The organism is Agrobacterium sp. LAD9, assembly GCF_003031125.1.
Classification (GTDB): Bacteria; Pseudomonadota; Alphaproteobacteria; order Rhizobiales; family Rhizobiaceae; genus Agrobacterium; species Agrobacterium radiobacter.
This window is the reverse complement of the sequence record NZ_PHGS01000019.1, coordinates 44,586-64,944: the sequence shown is the minus strand read 5'-3', so window position 1 is coordinate 64,944 and position 20,359 is coordinate 44,586. Positions and strand designations below refer to the sequence as shown.

General features: G+C 58.9%; 18 protein-coding genes and 1 pseudogene. 9 read left to right on the top strand and 10 right to left on the bottom strand.

Features of this window, described 5'->3' with window-relative positions; all coding sequences use genetic code 11:
* Positions 1–57: 57 nt before the first annotated feature.
* The 6 genes and pseudogenes from DA915_RS20220 to DA915_RS20205 all read left to right on the top strand — a co-directional run bounded on the left by DA915_RS20220 (position 58) and on the right by DA915_RS20205 (position 6,256).
* Positions 58–1,125: a M48 family metalloprotease gene (locus DA915_RS20220; RefSeq protein ID WP_107677083.1), complete on the top strand. Its 1,068-nt coding sequence runs from the start codon at positions 58–60 to the stop codon at positions 1,123–1,125.
* Positions 1,126–1,555: 430 nt separating this feature from the next.
* Positions 1,556–1,855: a hypothetical protein gene (locus tag DA915_RS28725; protein ID WP_153064583.1), complete on the top strand. Its 300-nt coding sequence runs from the start codon at positions 1,556–1,558 to the stop codon at positions 1,853–1,855.
* A 32-nt stretch (positions 1,856–1,887) separates the two neighbouring features.
* A complete protein-coding gene (locus DA915_RS29310) occupies positions 1,888–2,268 on the top strand; it encodes a hemagglutinin repeat-containing protein (RefSeq protein WP_244600765.1) in 381 nt (126 codons plus the stop codon).
* A gap of 623 nt (positions 2,269–2,891) precedes the next feature.
* A pseudogene (locus DA915_RS29485) lies at positions 2,892–4,190 on the top strand (hypothetical protein).
* A gap of 2 nt (positions 4,191–4,192) precedes the next feature.
* Positions 4,193–4,417, top strand: a complete 225-nt coding sequence (locus DA915_RS28990; protein WP_107677082.1) for a hypothetical protein — start codon at positions 4,193–4,195, stop codon at positions 4,415–4,417.
* 27 nt (positions 4,418–4,444) lie between these two features.
* Positions 4,445–6,256, top strand: a complete 1,812-nt coding sequence (locus tag DA915_RS20205; protein ID WP_244600761.1) for a hemagglutinin repeat-containing protein — start codon at positions 4,445–4,447, stop codon at positions 6,254–6,256.
* 113 nt (positions 6,257–6,369) lie between these two features.
* Here DA915_RS20205 and DA915_RS20200 read toward each other — a convergent pair whose 3' ends face one another.
* A complete protein-coding gene (locus DA915_RS20200) occupies positions 6,370–6,732 on the bottom strand; it encodes a hypothetical protein (RefSeq protein WP_060724383.1) in 363 nt (120 codons plus the stop codon).
* A gap of 203 nt (positions 6,733–6,935) precedes the next feature.
* On the opposite strand from DA915_RS20200, the gene DA915_RS20195 reads away from it, so the two are divergent.
* A complete protein-coding gene (locus DA915_RS20195) occupies positions 6,936–8,630 on the top strand; it encodes a dihydroxyacetone kinase family protein (RefSeq protein WP_107677081.1) in 1,695 nt (564 codons plus the stop codon).
* Positions 8,631–8,707: 77 nt separating this feature from the next.
* On the opposite strand, the gene DA915_RS20190 is transcribed toward DA915_RS20195, so the two are convergent.
* The gene (locus tag DA915_RS20190; protein WP_003504223.1) at positions 8,708–9,166 is read right to left on the bottom strand and encodes an Lrp/AsnC family transcriptional regulator; all 459 of its coding nucleotides are present in this window, start codon (positions 9,164–9,166) and stop codon (positions 8,708–8,710) included.
* A 123-nt stretch (positions 9,167–9,289) separates the two neighbouring features.
* On the opposite strand from DA915_RS20190, the gene DA915_RS20185 reads away from it, so the two are divergent.
* A complete protein-coding gene (locus DA915_RS20185) occupies positions 9,290–10,573 on the top strand; it encodes a cystathionine gamma-synthase family protein (protein WP_107677080.1) in 1,284 nt (427 codons plus the stop codon).
* A 110-nt stretch (positions 10,574–10,683) separates the two neighbouring features.
* Complete coding sequence (locus DA915_RS20180; RefSeq protein WP_107677079.1) at positions 10,684–11,364, top strand: DUF2161 domain-containing phosphodiesterase; 681 nt, start codon at positions 10,684–10,686, stop codon at positions 11,362–11,364.
* 64 nt (positions 11,365–11,428) lie between these two features.
* On the opposite strand, the gene DA915_RS20175 is transcribed toward DA915_RS20180, so the two are convergent.
* From DA915_RS20175 to DA915_RS20140, 8 genes are all read right to left on the bottom strand, one after another.
* Positions 11,429–12,358, bottom strand: a complete 930-nt coding sequence (locus tag DA915_RS20175) for an MYG1 family protein (RefSeq protein ID WP_107677078.1) — start codon at positions 12,356–12,358, stop codon at positions 11,429–11,431.
* A 198-nt stretch (positions 12,359–12,556) separates the two neighbouring features.
* The gene (locus DA915_RS20170) at positions 12,557–13,117 is read right to left on the bottom strand and encodes an NAD(P)H-dependent oxidoreductase (RefSeq protein WP_107677077.1); all 561 of its coding nucleotides are present in this window, start codon (positions 13,115–13,117) and stop codon (positions 12,557–12,559) included.
* Between the two features lie 50 nt (positions 13,118–13,167).
* Positions 13,168–14,349: an acyl-CoA dehydrogenase family protein gene (locus tag DA915_RS20165; RefSeq protein ID WP_107677076.1), complete on the bottom strand. Its 1,182-nt coding sequence runs from the start codon at positions 14,347–14,349 to the stop codon at positions 13,168–13,170.
* A 115-nt stretch (positions 14,350–14,464) separates the two neighbouring features.
* Entirely contained in the window at positions 14,465–15,568 is a 1,104-nt protein-coding gene (locus tag DA915_RS20160; RefSeq protein WP_003504237.1) for an LLM class flavin-dependent oxidoreductase, read from the bottom strand.
* Positions 15,569–15,697: 129 nt separating this feature from the next.
* Positions 15,698–16,810, bottom strand: a complete 1,113-nt coding sequence (locus DA915_RS20155; protein ID WP_107677075.1) for an LLM class flavin-dependent oxidoreductase — start codon at positions 16,808–16,810, stop codon at positions 15,698–15,700.
* A complete protein-coding gene (locus DA915_RS20150; RefSeq protein WP_107677074.1) occupies positions 16,807–18,525 on the bottom strand; it encodes an ABC transporter ATP-binding protein in 1,719 nt (572 codons plus the stop codon). Before DA915_RS20150 ends, DA915_RS20155 begins: the two co-directional genes overlap by 4 nt.
* Positions 18,504–19,349, bottom strand: coding sequence for an ABC transporter permease (locus DA915_RS20145; protein WP_107677073.1), 846 nt, complete (start codon positions 19,347–19,349; stop codon positions 18,504–18,506). Before DA915_RS20145 ends, DA915_RS20150 begins: the two co-directional genes overlap by 22 nt.
* A complete protein-coding gene (locus DA915_RS20140) occupies positions 19,346–20,356 on the bottom strand; it encodes an ABC transporter permease (RefSeq protein WP_080843170.1) in 1,011 nt (336 codons plus the stop codon). Before DA915_RS20140 ends, DA915_RS20145 begins: the two co-directional genes overlap by 4 nt.
* Positions 20,357–20,359: the final 3 nt, after the last annotated feature.

Genomic DNA, 20,359 nt, shown 5'->3' with positions numbered 1-20,359 from the left:
CGATGAGACGCGCCGGTAGTATGCGACAATATCAAACCCGCTTTGTGAGAATTTGACGTGGCACGAATCATCTTGGCCGCCGGCCGCCGTTTCGGTAGATTTGCCGTATTCCTGCTTGTCCCGCCGGCAGCGATCATCATAGCCCTTTGGCTCTCGCTCCTCGATGACCACCCCGGATGGTTTCTCGGCCTTGCGTTCATTATTCTGCCGTTTGTTACGATTACAGCATCCTTCCTGGCCGGGACTTTGGTCGCCGGCATTCAACGTAGCAAAATCAGTGGACTAAAACGATCGGAGGCCCCGGGCCTCTGCTCGGCTTGGGAGGCCGTCGTCGGGCCAAGTACTGCGAAAAGGACTACTATTGTTTTGGATGATGAACTCAACGCGAGCGTCAGGGTCGAACGAATTCTGTTCGGGCTTCTCGGTGAGCGATACATTCTAAGCGTTGGCATCCCGCTTCTGGCTGTCACGGACACGGACGCCATGGTCGCCATTTTCGCACATGAGAATGCCCATTTGCGCAACAAGGATGTCAACGGCGCCTTGCGTCTCGCTGAATTTGAGAAAACGTTTCACTTCGTATTCAGCTATGCCTCGCCGGAAAGCACAATCTCAGGGCGTTTACTCTATAGCTTGCTTGGCCTTCTCTCCGATTCTTTCCAGCGGGAGACTTCGCGTTTGTCGTGGCAAGCCGAAATCAAGGCTGATCAACAGGCGGCATCCCACGGCCGGTCAAAAGAAGCCGCCCGTGCCTTGCTGCTGGTTGCAGCCGCAACTGAATTCCTGAACGAACAGGTTTACCAACCACTCCACCACGAGGTCCTCGGCGCCATCTCGCCGCCCGTACCACCGCTGACGCGGGTCTTAGGAGCAGTGGGACGACTTACAGATCCGGAGGTCCTGAACGGTTACGCGCTCCAGGCGTGGAATTTGCCAGAGGATGACAAAGCCTCCCATCCATCCTTGGCCCGGCGTCTCTCGGCTCTGGGATATCCCGAGCTTTTAGAAATAGCTCCGGTGACCACAACAGCGCTGTCTCTCTTGGAGAAAAACACCGCTGATCGGTTGGCCGCCGCTTTCGATGAGGCGTGGACGAATCGGATCGCAGACCAACTTCAGTGGTAATTCACCGCTTCGAGGACTGGTCTCGGTGAGTTTTGGTCACCTCGTAGCTGTCTGTCGTCGGCAGGAAGCAGGTCTGCTTTCAAAACCGACTAAAGTTCTTTGAGAGTGGTCAAGGTCTGACTTCGCAAAAGCTGCTGTTCCCTCCAGATTTCAGGATTTTTGCGCTCGAATACTTTCCATGAGACGCTGAAAGCCCAGTACACCTATGACAGCACCCGCGCTCCGGTCGATCTACGCTTTAGAATGGAGGTAAACAGTGCGCAAGCGACGTTCCTCTTATGATGACGCGATTTTAGCCACCAGTCCAATTCCAAAACCAAACGGATACACAATGTATCAAATGCAAGGCGATGAACGGGAAGAAAGGCGTATTCGAAATTGGTCTCACAAAAGATGGTATTATCGATCATCGATTCTTTAGGCCGGGGAAATGAAAACTAGTCACCTGATTGTGGATGGAATGTTATCTGGGACAGGCATTCGCGATGGCGATCATGGCGGGTATCTCAACCCTTTTGATCTTGGCGTGTCTGTCGGACTTGCTGCGCAAATTTCAAAGTGGCTTGAACGATACGAAAATGCTCACTTTTTTCAGTTCGAAAATATAGAAGAAAACAGAAATCTGGATAAGGAAGGATTGGAAATAGCTCGTTCTCTGCAGAGTGAGTTTCCGGATATAAAAGTGACCTACTTTTCGAATGCAAATATGAAGATCATTACTTTCTCGTAGATGACCGAGCATCTTCCTAGAAATTGCAAACAGTGTCACGCCGTCATCGACATAGAAGCGAGACCCGTGTTTCCGAACTGGTCTCCGGCGGTGATGTCTCCATCGATGCCGGCCGCGATATCCTTATGGTCGCACTTGTCGATTACGCCAAAGACAAGTCATCCTCCTTCGGCTTGCAGCTTTCCATGTCCTCGATCGGCTTCGATATCGGCAAGTCGAAAGGCTATGACGAGACGTTGACGAACGCTTCAATCACTGCCGCCGGCAATGTCTCGCTGACATCGGGCCGCGATACGGCGCTTCTGGGCGGCAACATCATCGGCAGGACGGTCGATCTCGATGTCGGGCGCGATCTCACCATCCTCTCGCCGCAGGCTCAGGGCTGGCGGCACGGCTTCTCCTTCGGGGCCTGACGGTTGGCGTGAACCCCGCCGACTGGAGCGTTCGCGGCTCGAAGGAGGACGGTTTCAAGGCATGGTCTTCCGGCTCGGGGATTGTCGCGGCACAGGGCATCGACATCAAGGTTGCCGAAGACACCACGCTGGTTGGCGCGCTGCTTCAGGCGACCGATGGCGATATCAGCCTCGATACCGGCACGCTGACGGTGGCCGACCTGAAGGACACCGACCAATACAAAAACGTTGGCGGTTCGATCGGTCTCAGCGGCGGCGGGCTAAACTCCGTCGGTTTCTCCTATGAGAAGAAGGACAAGCAGGGCGAAACCCGCACGACGCTCGATGCCTCCGGTGAATTGAACGTCAACATCCGCGATGCGAACAAGGATGGCGTTGCTGGAACGGAGGCCGACAAGGCGGCAGCCGAGCAGCTTCTCGCCTCGATCAACAAGGATGCCTCGAAGTATCAGGAGACAACGAAGGACAGCTATACCAAACTCTCTGGGGAACTCGATGTGCAGAACCTGATCGAGTTCGGCGATAACATCAAGGCGATCCAGAACTATCAGCGAGCGCAGAATGCGTTGGTTCCGGGAGAGATCGCGGCTCAAGGTGGCCGGGCTGTCGATGTCTGGCGCAAAATGATCATCAATGGCGCGTCGCCGGAAGAAGCGACAGCGCTTGCCAAAGGCGACCCGATTTTTGAACTCACAGTTCGCAAGCTTGAAACCGCCGACGCGGCAATCGAGCACTACGGTAGTATGGATAAGCTGCCCGAGGGAACCCTGACGCTGATCGCGATGGGCCAGACAATCCTGTTCGGTAAGGCGAGCAATTATGAAGGGGGCGCGGTCGTCGTTCCGTGCGCTGCGAATGGCGTCTGCCAGGTGGAATTGGCAGCCTATCTGCAAACATTGAAGACGAATCCGAATTCGGTCGAGATAGCAGTCGCCAATTTTCGTAATGAAGTCATCAAGGGTCTAACGAGCACCTCGACCGATGATGTCAACGGTGGACCTTTCCGTCTCGATGCTGCGTTCCGTGATCTCTTGAATTGCGTATCGGACAACCCGGCCAATGCGGCGGACGATCTTCTTGCAGCGTATCGGGCCAATCCCAGCGGGTTTCAGGCGTTGGCGTATCGGACCTACGACGTAACGCGCGTCAATCCCCAATCTGTTATCGCAGCGGTAGAGGGGCTGGCTGCGGGCGGCAACATCGCTCAGTTCGAGACCGGCATGACCCTGGCGCAGTTGCCACGGTCAACGGCCCTCGATGGCCTCTTGGCCATTGCCGGCATTGCCTACGAGTTCACGCCGGTGGCCGATACGGTTGCGATCGTTGAAGCTGCCGAAAGCAATGACATTAAGGGCGTTATGATTGCTGGCGTAGGCTTCCTGCCTATCGCCAAGGCAGGAAAGCTTCTCGGTAAAAGTGCAGAAGCAGTCAAGGATGTCCTTAAGGCAGGCGGTGATGAGGCTGCGGAACTCGTTAAAGATGCTGTAAAATTACTACCTGCACCGTCCGCTGCAACAGCGTCTTTGCGACGCCTCGCTCCGGGAGTGGCATCCTATGGCGGGGATCTGCCGAAAATCGTTGATGGGCAGACATGGCTCAAGGGTACCGCTGGCAATGCTGGTAAAGTCCCCGCTCAAATCGCCGAACAGATCGCGGGGCGTGATTTTAAAGACTTTAATGAATTCAAGGAAGCATTTTGGAAGACTGTAGAAAAAGACCCTGTATTAAGGTGAGAGTTCGGAGAGGACAGTATCAGGGAAATGGCCGCTGGACGAGCGCCATATGCCGTTAGATCTCAACAGCAAGGTGGACGTATAAAGTATGAGCTCGATCACAAATTTGAACTGCAATACGGCGGCAATGTATATGATATGAGTAATCTTATTATTAGAACTCCACTTAATCATGTAAAGGGAAAATAAACATGACGTCACATAACGAATCGGAATTAAGGCTTAAAGCAATCACCTTGATAAATGAATTGCGTTCTGGGAATGCATCCGATGATAGGCAAGAGGATATCACTCATACCCTAGATGCCATAATGCCGGACCCAAACTATTGGGATTATGTGATTGATCATACTCCTCGTCTAACTGCGGAGGAGATTGTCGAAAAAGCGTTTTCGTATAAACCAATATTATTGTAGCAATTATAGGGGGCTCCTAGAAGTGCCGTGGATTTCGTGCTGGACGACGTCTCGGTTCCGCCTCTCGACCTCGAGGCTTTCAAAGCCCGCAATCTCTACAGCGTCAACCCCGCCGAGCTCGCCGCGCGGACTGGCGCGCAGTACGGCGTGGCACTCACGGAGGCACAGCGCGCTGCCCTCGACAAACCGATGGTCTGGCGCGAAACTCGGATCATCGACGGCAAATCCGTGCTCGTTCCGCGGCTTTACCTGCCCTCACAGGATGAACTGCTGCGTGGCGGCCGTGGCGCGGGTCTGATCGCGAGCACTGAAGCCAGCGCCCAGTCGCTGGTTGGCGATGTCTCGATCCTTGCCGGCTACGGCGTATGCGACGGTGGCAGCCTGTGCGCGAAGGGAACCGCTCCCGGCGATGTTCTTCTTAATGGAGCGCTGGTCAGCGCCTTCGACAAGCTCTCGATCGACGCCACCGGCAAAATCGATATGGGTGTCGTCAGTCAGGAAGTCCATAACAGATACAAGGAATGGGGTTTCAAGGGCCTGGGTTGGGGTTCGGTCAAGCAGACATGGAACGATGTCGATACGTCTGTCACCCGGCTTTCGGGCAATGACGTCTCGCTCAACGCCAAGGGTCCGATTACCGGTACAGGTGTAAAGATCGCCGCCGTCAACGACCTTCTGATGAAGACCGATGACACAATCCGGCTGGAAGCGGCGCAGGATGCGCTTTATTTTACAGAGAAGGGCTTTTACGTCGGTCTCAGCTTCCCGGGATCCGCCGGCATAGACGCCGCGTTGAAGGGCGGCTCCGGTGGCCAGATCCTGTCCGGCCTTGCCGGCATCAATCCGCTGACCGCCAAACTTGCAACGCTTGCCAATGCCGACAATGGACTTGCGGCTGGGCTGGCTGCCGTTAATCTGGCGACCACCGGTGCTTCCGTCTTCGGCGGTGCTGTGGACGCTACCCTCGGACCCAGCAAGGGCGGTGTGGTTGGTTCCGCACTCGATCCCCTCAAATCTTTCAGAGATCCTGGAACGGGGCAAATTACGGCAGGCTCGATAGCGAAGACTGTCGGCATCAACCTGTCCGTCTGGAAGAGCGAGCAGCGGTGGAGCGAGAGCCAGGTTTCCGAACTGACGGCTGGCGGCGATATCGTCATGAAGGCCGGGCTGGACGTCATTCTGGATCAGGGCACGAAGATGGTCTCCGGCGGCGATGTCTCCATCGATGCCGGCCGCGACATCCTCATGGCCGCACTTGTCGATTACGCCAAAGACAAGTCATCCTCCTTCGGCTTGCAGCTTTCCATGTCCTCGATCGGCTTCGATATCGGCAAGTCGAAAGGCTATGACGAGACGCTGACGAACGCTTCAATCACTGCCGCCGGCAATGTCTCGCTGACATCGGGCCGCGATACGGCGCTTCTGGGCGGCAACATCATCGGCAGGACGGTCGATCTGGATGTCGGGCGCGACCTCACTATCCTCTCACCGCAGGCGCAGGGCTGGCGGGACGGTTTTTCCTTCGGCCTGACGGTTGGCGTGAACCCGGCCGACTGGAGTGTTCGTGGTTCAAAGGAAGACGGCTTCAAGGCATGGTCTTCCGGCTCGGGGATTGTCGCTGCGCAGGGCATTGATATCAAGGTTGGCGAAGACACCACGCTGGTCGGCGCGCTGCTTCAGGCGACCGATGGCGATATCAGCCTCGATACCGGCACGCTGACGGTGGCCGACCTGAAGGACACCGACCAGTGGCGGCGGCGGGCTGAGCTCCATCGGCTTTTCCCACGAGAAGAAGGACAAGCAGGGCGAGACCCGCACGACGCTCGATGCGTCCGGTGAACTGAATGTCACGATCCGCGACGCGGACAAGGGCGGTGTTCCCGGAACGGAAGCGGACAAGGCTCCCGCGCCGCAATAACACATTGGCGGTGGCTCCTCCGACTCGGAGGACTTCAGGCTTCGACAGGTTCGCTGACATCATCCAGGAGAAAGTGCACGATCACATAGCGCGTCGTGTATTTCTGACCGCTATCGGAGACGCTCTCGACGCTGCCGCCGTCGGAGGGATGCCATTTCTGATAGTGGGGGTTGTTGGTAATCAGCGTGATCGCCTTGCCCGAGAAGCTGCCATTCAGCCGATAGCGAGCCTCTGCCAGGCTCCAGATCTTCTCAAAATCCTCCTGGCTGATCCGGACTTTCAAGGCTTTTCTGGAGGTGGCTTTTCCAGGCGAGCCATCGTCGCTTGCCGCCGGTGGAACATGCAGGTCAACCTCTTCCGCACCATCAAGCAGAAAGGCAAATTCGTCTGGCCACATCCGTCTCACGTATCGCTCCTCCCAAAGCTTACCGCCCCACAGCACAATCATGATAGCGCGTCCGCCGCGAGAGGCAATGGCGGAAATGTACCTGCGTTTCGAATACCCGGAACTTGAAATTGGCCGGGAGATCGTGCTTGTTCACGATCAGCAGGGCGCGTTTGCGTCCACCGTCAGTTGAGAACTGCATCGAGGAGTAAGGCATGAAGAAGCTCATCAACGATCTAGCCACCGTTGTGCGGGACATGCTTGAAGGGGTGGTGGCGCTTAGCCCTGCGACGGTCCTGCTAGCAGATGAGAATGTTGTGATCCGGTCTGGTCTTCCGGAAACGGAAAAGCGGAAGGTGGCGGTCCTGTCGGGTGGAGGCAGTGGACACGAGCCAGCCCATGCCGGCTATGTCGGTGCGGGCATGCTGACCGTGGCGGTGGCAGGCGATGTCTTCACTTCGCCCAGCACCGATGCGGTTCTTGCCGGTATCAAGGCTGCAGCCGGCCCCGCCGGCGCTCTGGTTATCGTCAAGAATTATACGGGCGACCGGCTGAATTTCGGATTGGCGGCCGAGCTGGCAAGGGCTGAAGGAATTCCGGTCGAGATCGTGGTCGTTGCCGATGATGTCGCGCTGAAGGACACGGTTCCCGCCGATCGCCGCCGGGGTATTGCAGGTACAGTGCTTGTTCACAAGGTCGCGGGCGCGGCCGCGGAGCAGGGACTTCCCCTTCAGGCGGTGGCTCGGATCGCGCGGGAAGCCGCAGAAAAATTGTCCTCCATGGGAGTATCGCTGGGCTCCTGCACCCTCCCTGCTGTCGGCAGGCCGGGCTTCGTCCTTGGCGAAGCTGAAATCGAGGTCGGGCTCGGAATCCATGGCGAGCAGGGCGTGCGGCGGATGCCTGTCGCATCGGCGGACGAGCTTGTGAAGCTGGTCCTCGAAACGATCGAAGCCGATGGCAGGCTGAAGAGCGGAGACCGGGTGACGCTTCTGGTCAACGGACTGGGATCAACGCCGCCGATGGAGCTTGCGATCGTGGCGCGATCAGCGGTCGCACGCCTGGAGGCGAAGGGCGTCGTGGTCGAGCGGGCCTGGGCAGGCACCTTCCTCTCCGCTCTCGACATGCCGGGCTTTTCCCTGTCGGTCATGCATGTGGACGATACAACGCTGAGCCTCATGGATGCGCAAACCGATGCCGGTGCATGGCCGCGCGGCGGTGCGGTGAACCGCACGCGGGTCCTGCCTTCGGCAGGCGTCGAGAAGAGTGTGACTGCGGAAAACACGATAACGGCAGCCGGTGAGCGATTGCGTGCCGCCGCAGAATTGGTTGCCGGAGCCCTGATCGCCGCGGAGCCCAAATTGACGCAGCTGGACAGTGTTGCGGGCGACGGTGACCTCGGAACAAGCATGGTGCGGGGCGCCGAAGCGATCCTGGCGCTGCCCATGGAGAGCTTCGCAGATGTCTCCGGAGGATTGATGGCGATGGCAAACGCGATGCGCAAGGCAATCGGCGGAAGCTCTGGCCCCTTTTACGCCACGGGCCTGATGCGCGCCTCGCGCCATCTTGCCGGCATCGAAAAGCCGACGGCCCAGCAGATGGCGGAAGCATTCGTTGCCGCCGTTGCCGCGGTGTCTGAACTCGGTGGTGCGAAGCCGGGGGACCGCACGATGATAGATGCGCTTCATCCGGCGGCAGAAACGTTCCGGGATAAACTCGCAGGTGGAGCTTCGGCCGCGGAAGCCTGGCGATCCGCGGTGGCGGCAGGCGTTGCCGGCGCCGAGGCGACGGCCTCCATGAAGCCGAGGCTCGGGCGCGCGAGCTATCTTGGCGAGCGGGCTGTCGGACATCTCGATGCGGGAGCGGTCGCCGTCAGTATCTGGCTTGAAGCAATCAGGAACGATGAGCGCTGATGAGAGTGGGCCGGAACAGCCATGCCGTCGGCCGGACGCCCGTGAATATCTTGCGCCGGCTCCAGCGGCCTTGAAGCTCAGATACGCCGCGCCTTGATCGTGTTCATGACGAAGCTGGTCTCGATGGTGTCGACGCATTTCAGCTTGGCAATCTTGTCCTTGATGAAGCGCTCGTAATCCTCCAGCCCACCGCACATGACCTTGAGCATGTAATCCCTCGGACCCGTGACGAGATGACATTCGAGAACCTCGTCCCAGTCAAGAACGGCCGCCTCGAACATGCGGATTTCGTCATCGTGCTGACGGCTGAGGCGGATGGAGGCAAGGGCAGTCATCGTCCACCCCTCGATTGCCGGATCGATGATGGCGGAATATCCTTTGATCGCGCCTATCTCTTCCAGGCGTCGAAGCCGTCGCAGGCACGCCGATGCCGAAAGTCCGACCCGCTCGGCAAGTTCGTTGTTCGTGATCCGCGCATCGGCAGACAGTTCCTTGAGTATCCTGCTGTCGATTGGGTCTGCAATTTTCTGCGACATAAATGACCATTCTCCGCAATATATTGCTTCATGAGACAGTCCGACGCTTCAGAATGCAAGATATTTTGGTTTCACTGCGTGTAATCTGCAGGTAATTCAACGCCAGCTGAGGGATCATCGGAAATGACCGCGCCGCATCCATCCAAAACCCATATCGGCAACCACGCTCTCCATCCTGAAACGCAGATGCTCAATTATGGGTATGATCCGGAATTGTCGGAGGGCGCCGTAAAGCCTCCCGTGTTCCTGACATCGACCTTCGTCTTCAAATCGGCAGAAGACGGGCGCGACTTCTTCGACTACGTCTCCGGGCGCAAGGAGCCGCCGGAGGGCAGGGGCGCAGGCCTCGTCTATTCGCGTTTCAACCATCCGAACAGCGAGATTGTCGAGGATCGTCTTGCCATTTACGAACGGACGGAGAGCTGCGCGCTCTTCTCCTCGGGCATGTCCGCCATTTCGACGACGCTTTTCGCCTTCGTCCGGCCGGGCGACACCGTGCTCCACTCCCAGCCCCTGTATGGCGGCACGGAGACGCTGCTGGCGAAGACCTTCCATAATTTCGGCGTCTCGGCAGTGGGTTTCGCCGACGGTGTCAGCGAGACCTCGGTGATATCAGCTGCAGAGGAGGCGATGGCGAAAGGCAGGGTGTCTGTCATCCTCATCGAGACCCCGGCCAATCCGACAAACAGCATTGTTGACGTCGCGATGATAGGCCGGGTTGCCGATGTTATCGGCGAAAAGCAGGGGCACAGGCCGATCATCGCCTGCGACAATACGCTTCTTGGGCCCGTATTCCAGCGGCCCATCGAGCATGGCGCTGATATCTCGCTCTATTCACTAACGAAGTACGTTGGCGGGCATTCCGACCTCATAGCCGGGGCGGCGCTCGGCCGCAAGGATGTCATGAAGCAGGTGAAGGCATTGCGTGGGGCAATCGGAACGCAGCTCGATCCGCATTCATGCTGGATGCTCGGACGTTCCCTTGAGACGCTGCAAATCCGGATGGAGCGGGCGAACAGCAACGCCAAGGTCGTGGCGGAATTCCTGAACGCGCATCCCAAGGTCGAAAAAATCCATTACCTGCCGTTCAGCGATCCGGCATCCGCGGTTGGCAAGGTGTTTGCCACACAATGCTCCGGCGCGGGATCGACCTTCTCGTTCGACATCGTCGGCGGGCAGGCTGCCTCTTTCAAATTCCTCAATGCGCTCAACATATTCAAACTCGCGGTAAGCCTCGGCGGTACGGAGTCTCTTGCTTCTCACCCCGCGACGATGACGCATTCGGGGGTTCCTGCCGATGTCCGCCAGCGCATCGGTGTGCTGGACTCCACGATCCGGCTGTCAATCGGCATCGAACATCCCGATGATCTTGTCGCCGACCTGACCCTCGCCCTGGATCAGGCCTGACGACAGGTAGCTGACAATCTGTAACCGAGCGCGCCAGCGGCTATAAAGGTTGTCCTGTGCAGGTGGATCGATGTATCTGGGGGGGGAACTTCACTTGAACCTGCAGGCACATGGAAACGTCGCTTTATCTGCCCATCAAGGGCTTTCTCGAAAAGGCGGGCTACGCCGTCAAGGGCGAGGTTGGCGGTTGCGACCTCGTCGGCTTGAGCGATGACGATCCGCCTGTTGTCGTGATTTGCGAGCTGAAACTGAGCTTCAATCTGGAACTCATCTTGCAGGCTGTCGATCGCGCAGCCATTGCGGACGAGGTCTGGATCGCGGCTCGGGTTTCAGCCAGGGGCAAAGGCCGCGAGGCCGACAGACGTTACCGCGATCTTTGCCGCAGGCTGGGGATCGGCATGCTCGGCATCTCCGATACCGGTGAGGTCAGCGTGATCGTTGGTTCCATATCACCGATGCCGCGAACCAATCCGAAACGGCGGTCGCGGCTGATGCGCGAACACCAGAGGCGACGCGGCGATCCGACGGCAGGTGGCAGCACGCGCGCGCCGATCATGACCGCGTACCGCCAGCAGGCGCTCGGCTGTGCCCTGGTGCTGGCATCAGGGCCGATGCGGGTGCGTGAAGTCAGATCCAGCGTACCTGATGCCGGGAAGATCCTGCTTTCGAATGTTTACGGCTGGTTCGAACGGCAGGACCGAGGAGTCTATGGTTTGACCCAGGCCGGTCGTGAAGCACTACAGCGATGGCCGCAGCAGGACACGCCGGCAACTGACACTGTTACCGGCTGATTTTTTTCAGCAATGGAGGCTCGCGCCGCCACAAGATGCGACCGGCCACACGGGCGGCTCCACATCACTGCTTTGCTGCGATTGCTTCCTTTACCGCCAGCTCCGCCATGGCCAGTGCAGCATCGCGGGTTTTGGCCGCAGCCACAAACCGGCCGTTATGGCAGAAGGTCGCGCCTTCGACGCCACAAACCGCTTCGAGATCTTTGTCCGTCAGGCCGGCCCAAGCTGCTGGCAGGTCGGCACGCAGCTCAAAGCCCTCATCCGCGCGGCGGATACCGGTCAGACACCAGTCGCTGTTGCGCGGGTGAACGACAAAGAGCAGATGGTCGGCGCCTGCCTTCATGATGGCGGGTCGAAACGGCATTCCTACCGGCAGTTCCAGAATATGTCCCTCACCGGCATCCACGATAGCCCGGTTCACAAGCGCTTCGGCCCGCAATTTTGCAGCGCTGTTGGCAATCTTTGCCTCCACGAAGCTGCGGGCAACGGCCAGCGCCGCGTGGAAACTGCGATTGTCCGCTTCGGGATCGGTCTCGTCGAAAACAGGTTTCAGAGTTTCCAGCAGGACGGGCAGGGTCAGCCCAGCGAGCTGCCCGGCGATGGAGGGGCTGAGCGCACCATTGTCGACCAGATCGACCGGCAGCACGAAGCTGGTATCGAAAGAGGTGTGAATGGCTTCGATATGGTCTTCAGGAACGCCGGAGGCGGCAAGATAGTCGCGGCCGAAATGCTTCCAGATCAGGCCGAACGAGCTATAGGGCTGACCGTCGTCCCGTAGTGGCGCGCCGCGCTGGTGGTGATCAAATATTCCCTCCGATGGGTCATAAGCGCCGCCGACGTCGTAGATGATGCGGTTCGCGCCGGGCGTAATCCATTCGGACGCCCTGCTGCGGATGAGGCGGGCCTGCGGGAAAAGCCGGGTGAGTACGACGCTGGATAGGAGTTCGTCGGCGTGGAAGCCACCGGAATGGGTGACGAGGAAGTCCGGGATCATGTCAGGATGCGCCTTGTTGCTTGCGGAATATCCGCCTGAGATTGAGGCACCTGATATCCTTTGCCGGACGCTATCTCAACCCGCCATTCGTCACAGGGATCAAAAGCAATGCCATGCCGGACGACGTCGGTGGATCGAACCAGCCGACGTTGTCAGCGCTGTCAGTCTCTGTGAGGATATCCCGGGCGCATCGTCCAATTATTCTGCGGCGATTGTTACTCTTTCAAACCGTGCTTTAACAAGCAAAGCAGCTTCTGCGATTGCCTGATTTACCCGCGCGCTTATGGCAGGCGAAAGCTCACCTTCTATGAAGTCCCGGCCGGAGGTGTAGATTGCGGTGGGTGCCACGAAGGCTTCGAAAAATGCAAATAGCGGTCTGAGCTGATGCTCCACCACAAGTGAATGCCGGTCTCCGCCGCCTGTCGCCGTCAGGATGATCGGCTTGCCTCTGAGGTCGGCGGGGTCGAGAAGATCGATGACGTGTTTAAAGAGGCCGGTATAGCTGCCCTTGTAGGTCGGTGAGCCGATCACCAGAGCTTCGGCATCGATGATCGTTTGAACAATCCGCCGCGCATCACCATCGAGATCCGCCACGGATCGTGCCGAGCTCAATGATGCCCCGAGATCCTCGATGTCGAAAACCTGATGCTGCAGGCCCAGTTGTCCGGCCAGCGCTTCGCTGACATTTTCGACAAAGCGCTTCGTGCTGGATGGGCGCGATGTGTTGCCGGAGAAACCGACGATCAGATTGTTGCTCATTGACGTTCTTTCGAGTGATCTTGGGGAAGGGCGGTTTGCGCCAACGCGTCTTAAGCCGTCTTCAGGATTGAAAGGGCGGCTGGATGTGTCGATCGGTCATTCTCGCTGGTTTTCCAACGATCAAAGGCGGCACGTCCGAGAATGGCGACGGACGTATCTTCCTGGGGTGCATGGACGAGAACTGACTGGATATCGCGGAAATGCCGCTCCAGGCCGAGATCGGCGTTGAGGCCGGGATTGCCGATGCCACGAACAGCCAGTTGCACAGCTTCGCGGATCTGCCTGCCGGCGAGGAGCCGGGCCCTTATCAGGTGTTCGGCATCGCCAATATGGCCTGTGAGCGCGCCGAAGATGATCTGCCGGGCGCCGGAGACCAGAAGGTCGATCTCACCCGAAAGCGTGACAAAACGTTCTGTCCGCGCAATGGGATGGCCCAGATTGGCGGGCACACGTTCATGCGCGAAGCGGATGAAGGCTTCCTGAGCCGCTTCGGCTGCGCCGAGATAGATTGCGGTCAGCGCAAGCGTCATTGCCGCATGGCTGCGATTATCCTGCTGGGCAACGGAGGGATCAACGAGTTCCAGCACATTTTCTGCCGGGATTTCAACCTCGGTATATTCGACGTCATGCGAACCTGTCGCCCGCATTCCGAGGCTCTTCCAGTTCTCGATAATCTTGATGCCGGGCAGGCCGTTAGGCACGACAAACGTGCCGACCCGCGCCTGAGCCTCGTCGGTGTGCGCCCAGACGAGAAAGTGGGTGAGGCCGTGTGCGCCCGTCACGAAGCGCTTGCGGCCCGTGATCGACCAGCCATTTGCCGTCCGGCGCGCACGCGTGGCCGGCAATCCGCCGCGCGCCGGCGAGCCCAGTTCCGGCTCCACACGGGCGGCATTCAGCAGCAGTGGCTGATCTTTGGCTTTGGAAAGAAGGTCCCTGTAAAGACCGTCGGGCCAATGATCCTTCGTCGCCTGTCCCAGGTGGGTGAAGATCGTCATTGCGCTGATGAGCGCCACGGAGGGATCGCCGCGTCCAAGGGCCGCCAGAATATGGGCCGCGGTGCTCAAGGTTCCCCCCGGGCCGCCGTAACGCGTGGCCACGGTGCTCTCCAGAAGTCCGGCTTGATGAACGGCGCGAATGCCGGTCCAGGGAAACTGACCGGTCTGATCCGCATCCGGTGCGGCTTCGGAAACGGCGTACACAGCGGCGTCAAGTGCGGTGGGATCATAAGACATGCGGATAACGGCTTTCTGGAAGGTCGAGAGGCGGGATCACCCGTTGCGGGCGTGGATGATCCCGGTCTTGGAGGAAGAGGTGGGCAGGTCCGACGGCCTGGCCGGACTGCCGTGATCAGGCGGCTGCCTTCTTCTTTGCCTCTTCACGTTCGCGAATGCCCTCGCGGACGAGAGGCAGGATGTATCGTCCGTAGTCGACGGCATCATTGTAATTGTCATATCCACGGATCGAAATCAGATCGGCGCCGAGATCAATATAGTCGAGAATGGAGTCGGCGATTGTGCGCGGCGATCCGACCAGAGCGGTTGTTGCGCCGCTTGCATTGGTCGCGGTGACGGTCGGATACCAGAGCGCGCGGTCATGGACATCGCCGCGTTTGGCGATATCGAGCAGGCGCTGGGAGCCGATATTGGCGGGGGGTGTTGCGTTGACCGGCGCGCGCGAAAGGCCCCTCTGACGGTTCTCGTTCAGACGGTCGAGAACCCTGTGCGCCTTATCCCAGGCCAGTTCGTCTGTTTCAGCCACGATTGGCCGGAAGGTAACCCAGATGCGCGGGCGATCGGTTCGGCCTGCTTTTGCGGCTTCGGCATAGATGCGGTCAATCTGCTGCTTGGTTTCAGCCAGCGGCTCGCCCCAGAGCCCGAAAATGTCGCACAGCGAGCCACCGATACGATAGGCGGCATCTGACGAACCGCCGAGCGAAATCGGGATAAGACCGTTGGTGGGACGCACGGCGCTGCGAAACTGCTTGAACTGGTAATATTTGCCGTCGAAATCGAAGGGCTCGGTTGAACTCCAGGCAAGGCGGAGAATGCGGATATATTCTTCCTGGCGTTCGTAACGCTCTTCCTTGTTGAGGAAATCTCCTTCGCGCGCCTGCTCCTCATCGCTTCCGCCTGCGATGAAGTGGACGACGACGCGACCGCCGCTCAACTGGTCGAGCGTGGCGAGGGACTTGGCCGCAACCGTCGGATAAACGGTGTTGGGCCGGAGCGCGACGATGATCTTGATGTTCTTCGTATGCGCGAGCACGGTGGCGCCCAGCGTGAAGGGATCGAACGAAGAGGAGGAATAGGGAATGAGCGTGTAGTTGAACCCATAGTCGTCCAGTGCACGCGCATAACGTTCCAGGAAGAGCGGATCGACCGGAGCATCAGGGATGGGGTTCAGATCATTGGACTCGTTGGGAAAGCTGACGCTGATGAATTCCGCAGCCATGGGAGCTCCTTGGTGTTTCTGAGTGTCGGGTAAAAGCTAAAGCCGGCGTGGCATATGAGGAAGACAGGTCTTTCTATTTCTATGGAATATGTAGAAAATATTGCCTGACTATCCCGACGGTCTAGAACCTTAGATTGCCGCCCGTTCCGTCCCTTCGTGATCGGGAGCAGGTTTCCACCCCAGAGATGGAGCAACTGTCGTCGCAAGATCGGTGAGCAATCTTATGTTTTCGGACAGTCCGAAAGCGGGAGGCAAAAAAAGAACGAGCTCATCTGCGGCCGCCAGTCCCGGATCGCTCAAAACCGCCTCTATGACTTCTTCCGGTGTACCTTGAAAGACCGGGGAAATCTGCGCGCCAACAGGCGGGCCGGCAGGGGCCAGCGCACCCTTCGGGCGTGAGGCGGCAATTCCCACCGTGCGACGCTCAAGGTCGTAAGCCGCGTATTTCTCACGCAGTTCCGGGGTGGTGCCAACGAGAATGGAAGCGGCAACAGCGACCGGGGGTGGCATCGTCTTCCAGATGCGGAGCCAGTGGGTGCGATAGGCATCAATGATCCGCGCCTGATATTGACCGAAAGTCTCGCCTTCTGCCTGATCGTGAAGGACGGTCCCGGAAATCAGGCCAATCCCAAGTTCGGCGGCCTGTATTGCTGAATCGAGGCTGGCGGAGCCTTGTCGGATACGGCTGCGCAAGGTTGGGCTATGAGGGGTCACCCGCAACTCGGCTCCCGGAGGTGCACCAATGTCCCGCTCGGTAACAGTGTGCAAAACATCACCGGCAATGGCGGCGAGGAAACGCGACTGGCGTCGCTTTGCCTCTGTGCGGGCATCGGTATCGACGGTTCCGAAAACGGCATCGAACGCGCCGTTGGTCCCGGTCGAAATGGCAAGTTCAAGCCGACCGTCGATCAAGAGGTCGGTTGTTCCCGCCGCCTCAGCCAGGAGGATGGGGTCCTGATAACGCATCGGGATGACGGCGGAACCAAGCGTGATGTGCCGCGTATGCTGGCCGACTGCCGCAAAGAAGGGTAACGGGGAAGAAAGATAGTGGTCGAAGTGACGCTGATAGGCCCAGCCTGACTGATAACCCAGCCTTTCCGCCTGCCTGAACAGTTCTATGCCCTGTCGCAGCCCCTGTGCCGGACCGTCATCGTCGTTGAACGACACGCGCGTATTGAAACCCAGCCGCTGTTTCGGTCGAAACAACGCGGGAAGGTCGCGGGAAGCTGCTGCAATATTCATGCGAGTTGCTCCTTCCGCAGAGCGCGCTGGACAGCGGGAGCGCGAACCGTTCCGGCAATGCCCGACGGGATGGAGTTCAGCAGCGACGCGGTATATTCGTGTCTCGGATTGGCGAATATCTCGGTGACGGCTCCATGTTCGACAATGCGTCCCCGCTGCATCACCGAAACGCTGTGCGCAAGTTGCCGGACGAGGGCGAGGTCGTGCGAAACGAAAACATAGGTCAGGCCGAGCTTCGCCTGTAGCGACAGCAGAACCTCGACGATATCCGCCTGAACGCTGACATCGAGTGCGGATGTGGGTTCGTCCAGCACGATCACATCAGGCTTGAGGACCAGCGAACGGGCGATTGCCACACGCTGACGCTGCCCGCCGGACAGGGCCGACGGTTTGCGCTCCAGGAGGTGCTCGCTCAAGCCGACATTCGCGAGAGCTTCCTGTACGCGTTCGGATCGCTCTTTCGGCGTCCCGATCTCGAAGCGGTCGAGTGGTTCACGAACAAGCTGCCCCACCTTCCACGTCGGGTCGAGGGACGTAAACGGGTTCTGGTAAACCAGTTGAAGATGCCGCCATACGGACCGCAGCGAAGCGCGGTTTTTGTTCGTGACGGTCTCGTCGGCAACCGTAATCGTGCCGCTTTCCGGCTCTTCGAGCCCCAGCAGCAGGCGGATCGTCGTCGTCTTGCCGGAGCCGGATTCGCCGACGAGGGCATGAGTCGTGCCCGCCGGAACCGTAAACGAAATATCGTCCACCGCAGTCAGGGTTTTGCCATCGACAGTGAAGCGTTTGGTGACGCCGCTGACGGCGATCTTTGGCGACTTGTCGCCATCAAGGAGGCTGAACCCCGGATCGCGGAATTTGGCATAGCGCTCCGGGTTGAGCGCAGGGACGTCGCCATGGAGTTTTTTGGCATAGGGTGAGGAAGGGGAGGAAAAAACCGCGGACGTCCTGCCTTTCTCCTGCACGACGCCGTTCTTCAGCACGACGAGATTATCCGCCCTTTCGGCCGCTATTGCGAGATCGTGGGTAATGAGAAGGAGGCTGATGTTCAGCTCATCCCGAAGACGGGAGAGGAGATCGAGGATGCGCTTCTGGATCGTTACGTCGAGTGCCGAGGTCGGTTCGTCCGCCACCAGCAGTGCAGGGCGCGGCAATATTGCCAGAGCGATCAGCACGCGCTGCAGCATCCCTCCGGACAACTGATGCGGATAGGAATCGTAAACCCGTTGCGGATTGTCGAGACCCACCTTGGCGAAGGTTTCGAGAATAAGTGTCCTGCGGATCGCTGGATTGGTCTCTTCCATCAGCGCTGCCGCTTCCAGCGCCTGGGAGCCGATTGTTCTCACAGGATTGAGAGAGTTGCCGGGATCCTGCGGTACGAAGCCGATTTCACGGCCGCGAAACGGCCTGAAGCGGCGTTCCGGCAATGCGAGAATATTCTGCCTGTCGAAAACGACCTGGCCCGTGGCGTTTGCACCGGTGGGGAGAAGCCTCAGCACGGCTTTCGCGATGGTCGATTTTCCAGAACCGGATTCTCCGATGAGGGCAAGGCTTTCGCCACGTCCGATTTCGAAGCCGACATTATGGACGACCTCCTGCCGTCCGTAGGACACGGCAAGATTTTCGACCTTGAGAAGGGGTATCGCGTGTTGTGGAGACGCTGCCACGAACTCGGGAAGGATTGGCGCTGTTTTCAGTGCGATTTGCGAAGCCATCGGCTGATCCTGTTGACAGAGAGGACGGTCACGATCGTAACGAACGCGGGCGCATAAACGAGCCAGGGCCATTTGAGGTAGTCCTTGCCGATTGAAATCAGCAGGCCCCAGTCGGAAGAAGGCGGAGGGTCGCCGTAGCCGAGGAAGGCGAGGCTGGCGATCACCAGAATGGACTCGCCGAATTGCAGCACGGCAAGCGGCAGCATCGAGCGGGATGCGTTTGGAAGGACGTGTCTGAGAACGATGTAGCCGCGCGAGCCACCCGAGAGAAAAGATGCCTCCACGAAGGTCGCCTGACGTGTCTTGATAACCTCGGAGCGCGCCACGCGGGCGAAGAAGGCGATGGCCGATATGCCTGTCGCAATCGCCGCATTGATCGTTTCGAAGCCGATGGCCGTGACGATGATGACCGCGAGCAGGAACTTCGGGATGGAGAGCAGCACGTCGACAAAACGCGCAAAGACGATATCCACCCAGCCGCCGAAAAATCCGGCGAGCAAACCGACCACACCACCGATGAAGACGCCGATGACGACAGCGACCAAAGCGCTCGATACGGATGAAGCCGTGCCATAAACGACCCGTGTATAGAGATCGCGCCCGAGATGATCGGTGCCGAACCAGTGCGCAAAACTGGGCGCAAGAAGCTTGTCGGCCGGGACACCGTTGATCGGGCTCTGGCTGGTGAACAGTTGCGGCGCAATCGACCAGGCGACGACGATTGCGATGACGAGGAGGGAAATGGCAACCGTTGAAGTAATGTTGAGAGCTCTCAGCTTCTCGAACGGGTTGCTGCCGGAAACCGGGCTGGAGATAAGGCTCATGGTTTGGCCCCCGTTTCAAGGCCAAGCGGCGTGTCGTCGATGGTTGCCAGACGACGTTTCCGGCCAACGATAATTTTCACCCGTGGATCGAGCAGCGGATAGAGAAGATCGGCGATGAGGTTGACGACGACGAACACCACGGCTCCAAGCGAGACGATGGCCTGCAGGACGGGCAGGTCCTGCGTGCTGACGGAACGCTGGACGAGACTGCCGATACCGGTACGGCCGAACACGGTTTCCGTGATCAGCGAGTTGCCCAGAAGCTCGCCCACGGTAAGGGCGATAACGGTCACCACCGGTAGCGAAGCGGGCTTGAGCAGATGTGTAGTGAAAAGCCGTTTCGGCCCGATGCCGCGGCTGCGGGCAACCGCCGCGTAATCCTGTTCCGCTTCATGATCGAGATTGGCGATCAGCACTTCCGCGATCTGCGCGGAAAACGGTATGCCGATGGTGATCGCCGCAAACAGCGTTGCCCAGAAGCTGTCGGGTTCGATGACCCGGAACAGCCGGAGCTGAAAACCGAAAAGGTGGATCAGAAACAGGCCGATGACGAAATTGGGTGTCGACAGGAACAGCGAAGGGAAGGCCCGCAGCAGCCCTTGCCCATACCGTTTCGGCACGACCTGTGTGCCATAGGCAACGGCGAATGCGAGGATCAACGCAACCGTGAGTCCGGCGGAGGCCAGAACCAGCGTCGATGGCAGCACCTCGGCGATCAGGGTCGAAACGGGTCGATTGGAGCGCATGGAGATGCCGAGATCGCCCGTCAGGAAGGCCGACAGGGAGTGCCAGAGCTGCACGATGATCGGCCTGTCCAGCCCCTGTGCAGCAATGATTTCGGCGATTTCCTGCTCGGTGAAACCGTTCTGCGGGTTGCGCAGAACGCTGGTGATCGGGTCGCCAGGCAGGACGCTGACGACCACGAAGGTGAAGACATAGGCCAGAAGGATGACGACGATCGCCTGGCCGAGCCGCTTTGCGGCGTAGGTTAGGTAGGCATTGCTCATGCC

Coding starts and splice junctions, on each gene's coding strand:
- DA915_RS28725 (WP_153064583.1), top strand. CDS start 1,556: ATGAAAACTAGTCACCTGATTGTGGATGGAATGTTATCTGGGACAGGC.
- DA915_RS28990 (WP_107677082.1), top strand. CDS start 4,193: ATGACGTCACATAACGAATCGGAATTAAGGCTTAAAGCAATCACCTTG.
- DA915_RS20200 (WP_060724383.1), bottom strand. CDS start 6,732: ATGTGGCCAGACGAATTTGCCTTTCTGCTTGATGGTGCGGAAGAGGTT.
- DA915_RS20195 (WP_107677081.1), top strand. CDS start 6,936: ATGAAGAAGCTCATCAACGATCTAGCCACCGTTGTGCGGGACATGCTT.
- DA915_RS20190 (WP_003504223.1), bottom strand. CDS start 9,166: ATGTCGCAGAAAATTGCAGACCCAATCGACAGCAGGATACTCAAGGAA.
- DA915_RS20185 (WP_107677080.1), top strand. CDS start 9,290: ATGACCGCGCCGCATCCATCCAAAACCCATATCGGCAACCACGCTCTC.
- DA915_RS20180 (WP_107677079.1), top strand. CDS start 10,684: ATGGAAACGTCGCTTTATCTGCCCATCAAGGGCTTTCTCGAAAAGGCG.
- DA915_RS20175 (WP_107677078.1), bottom strand. CDS start 12,358: ATGATCCCGGACTTCCTCGTCACCCATTCCGGTGGCTTCCACGCCGAC.
- DA915_RS20170 (WP_107677077.1), bottom strand. CDS start 13,117: ATGAGCAACAATCTGATCGTCGGTTTCTCCGGCAACACATCGCGCCCA.
- DA915_RS20165 (WP_107677076.1), bottom strand. CDS start 14,349: ATGTCTTATGATCCCACCGCACTTGACGCCGCTGTGTACGCCGTTTCC.
- DA915_RS20160 (WP_003504237.1), bottom strand. CDS start 15,568: ATGGCTGCGGAATTCATCAGCGTCAGCTTTCCCAACGAGTCCAATGAT.
- DA915_RS20155 (WP_107677075.1), bottom strand. CDS start 16,810: ATGAATATTGCAGCAGCTTCCCGCGACCTTCCCGCGTTGTTTCGACCG.
- DA915_RS20150 (WP_107677074.1), bottom strand. CDS start 18,525: ATGGCTTCGCAAATCGCACTGAAAACAGCGCCAATCCTTCCCGAGTTC.
- DA915_RS20145 (WP_107677073.1), bottom strand. CDS start 19,349: ATGAGCCTTATCTCCAGCCCGGTTTCCGGCAGCAACCCGTTCGAGAAG.
- DA915_RS20140 (WP_080843170.1), bottom strand. CDS start 20,356: ATGAGCAATGCCTACCTAACCTACGCCGCAAAGCGGCTCGGCCAGGCG.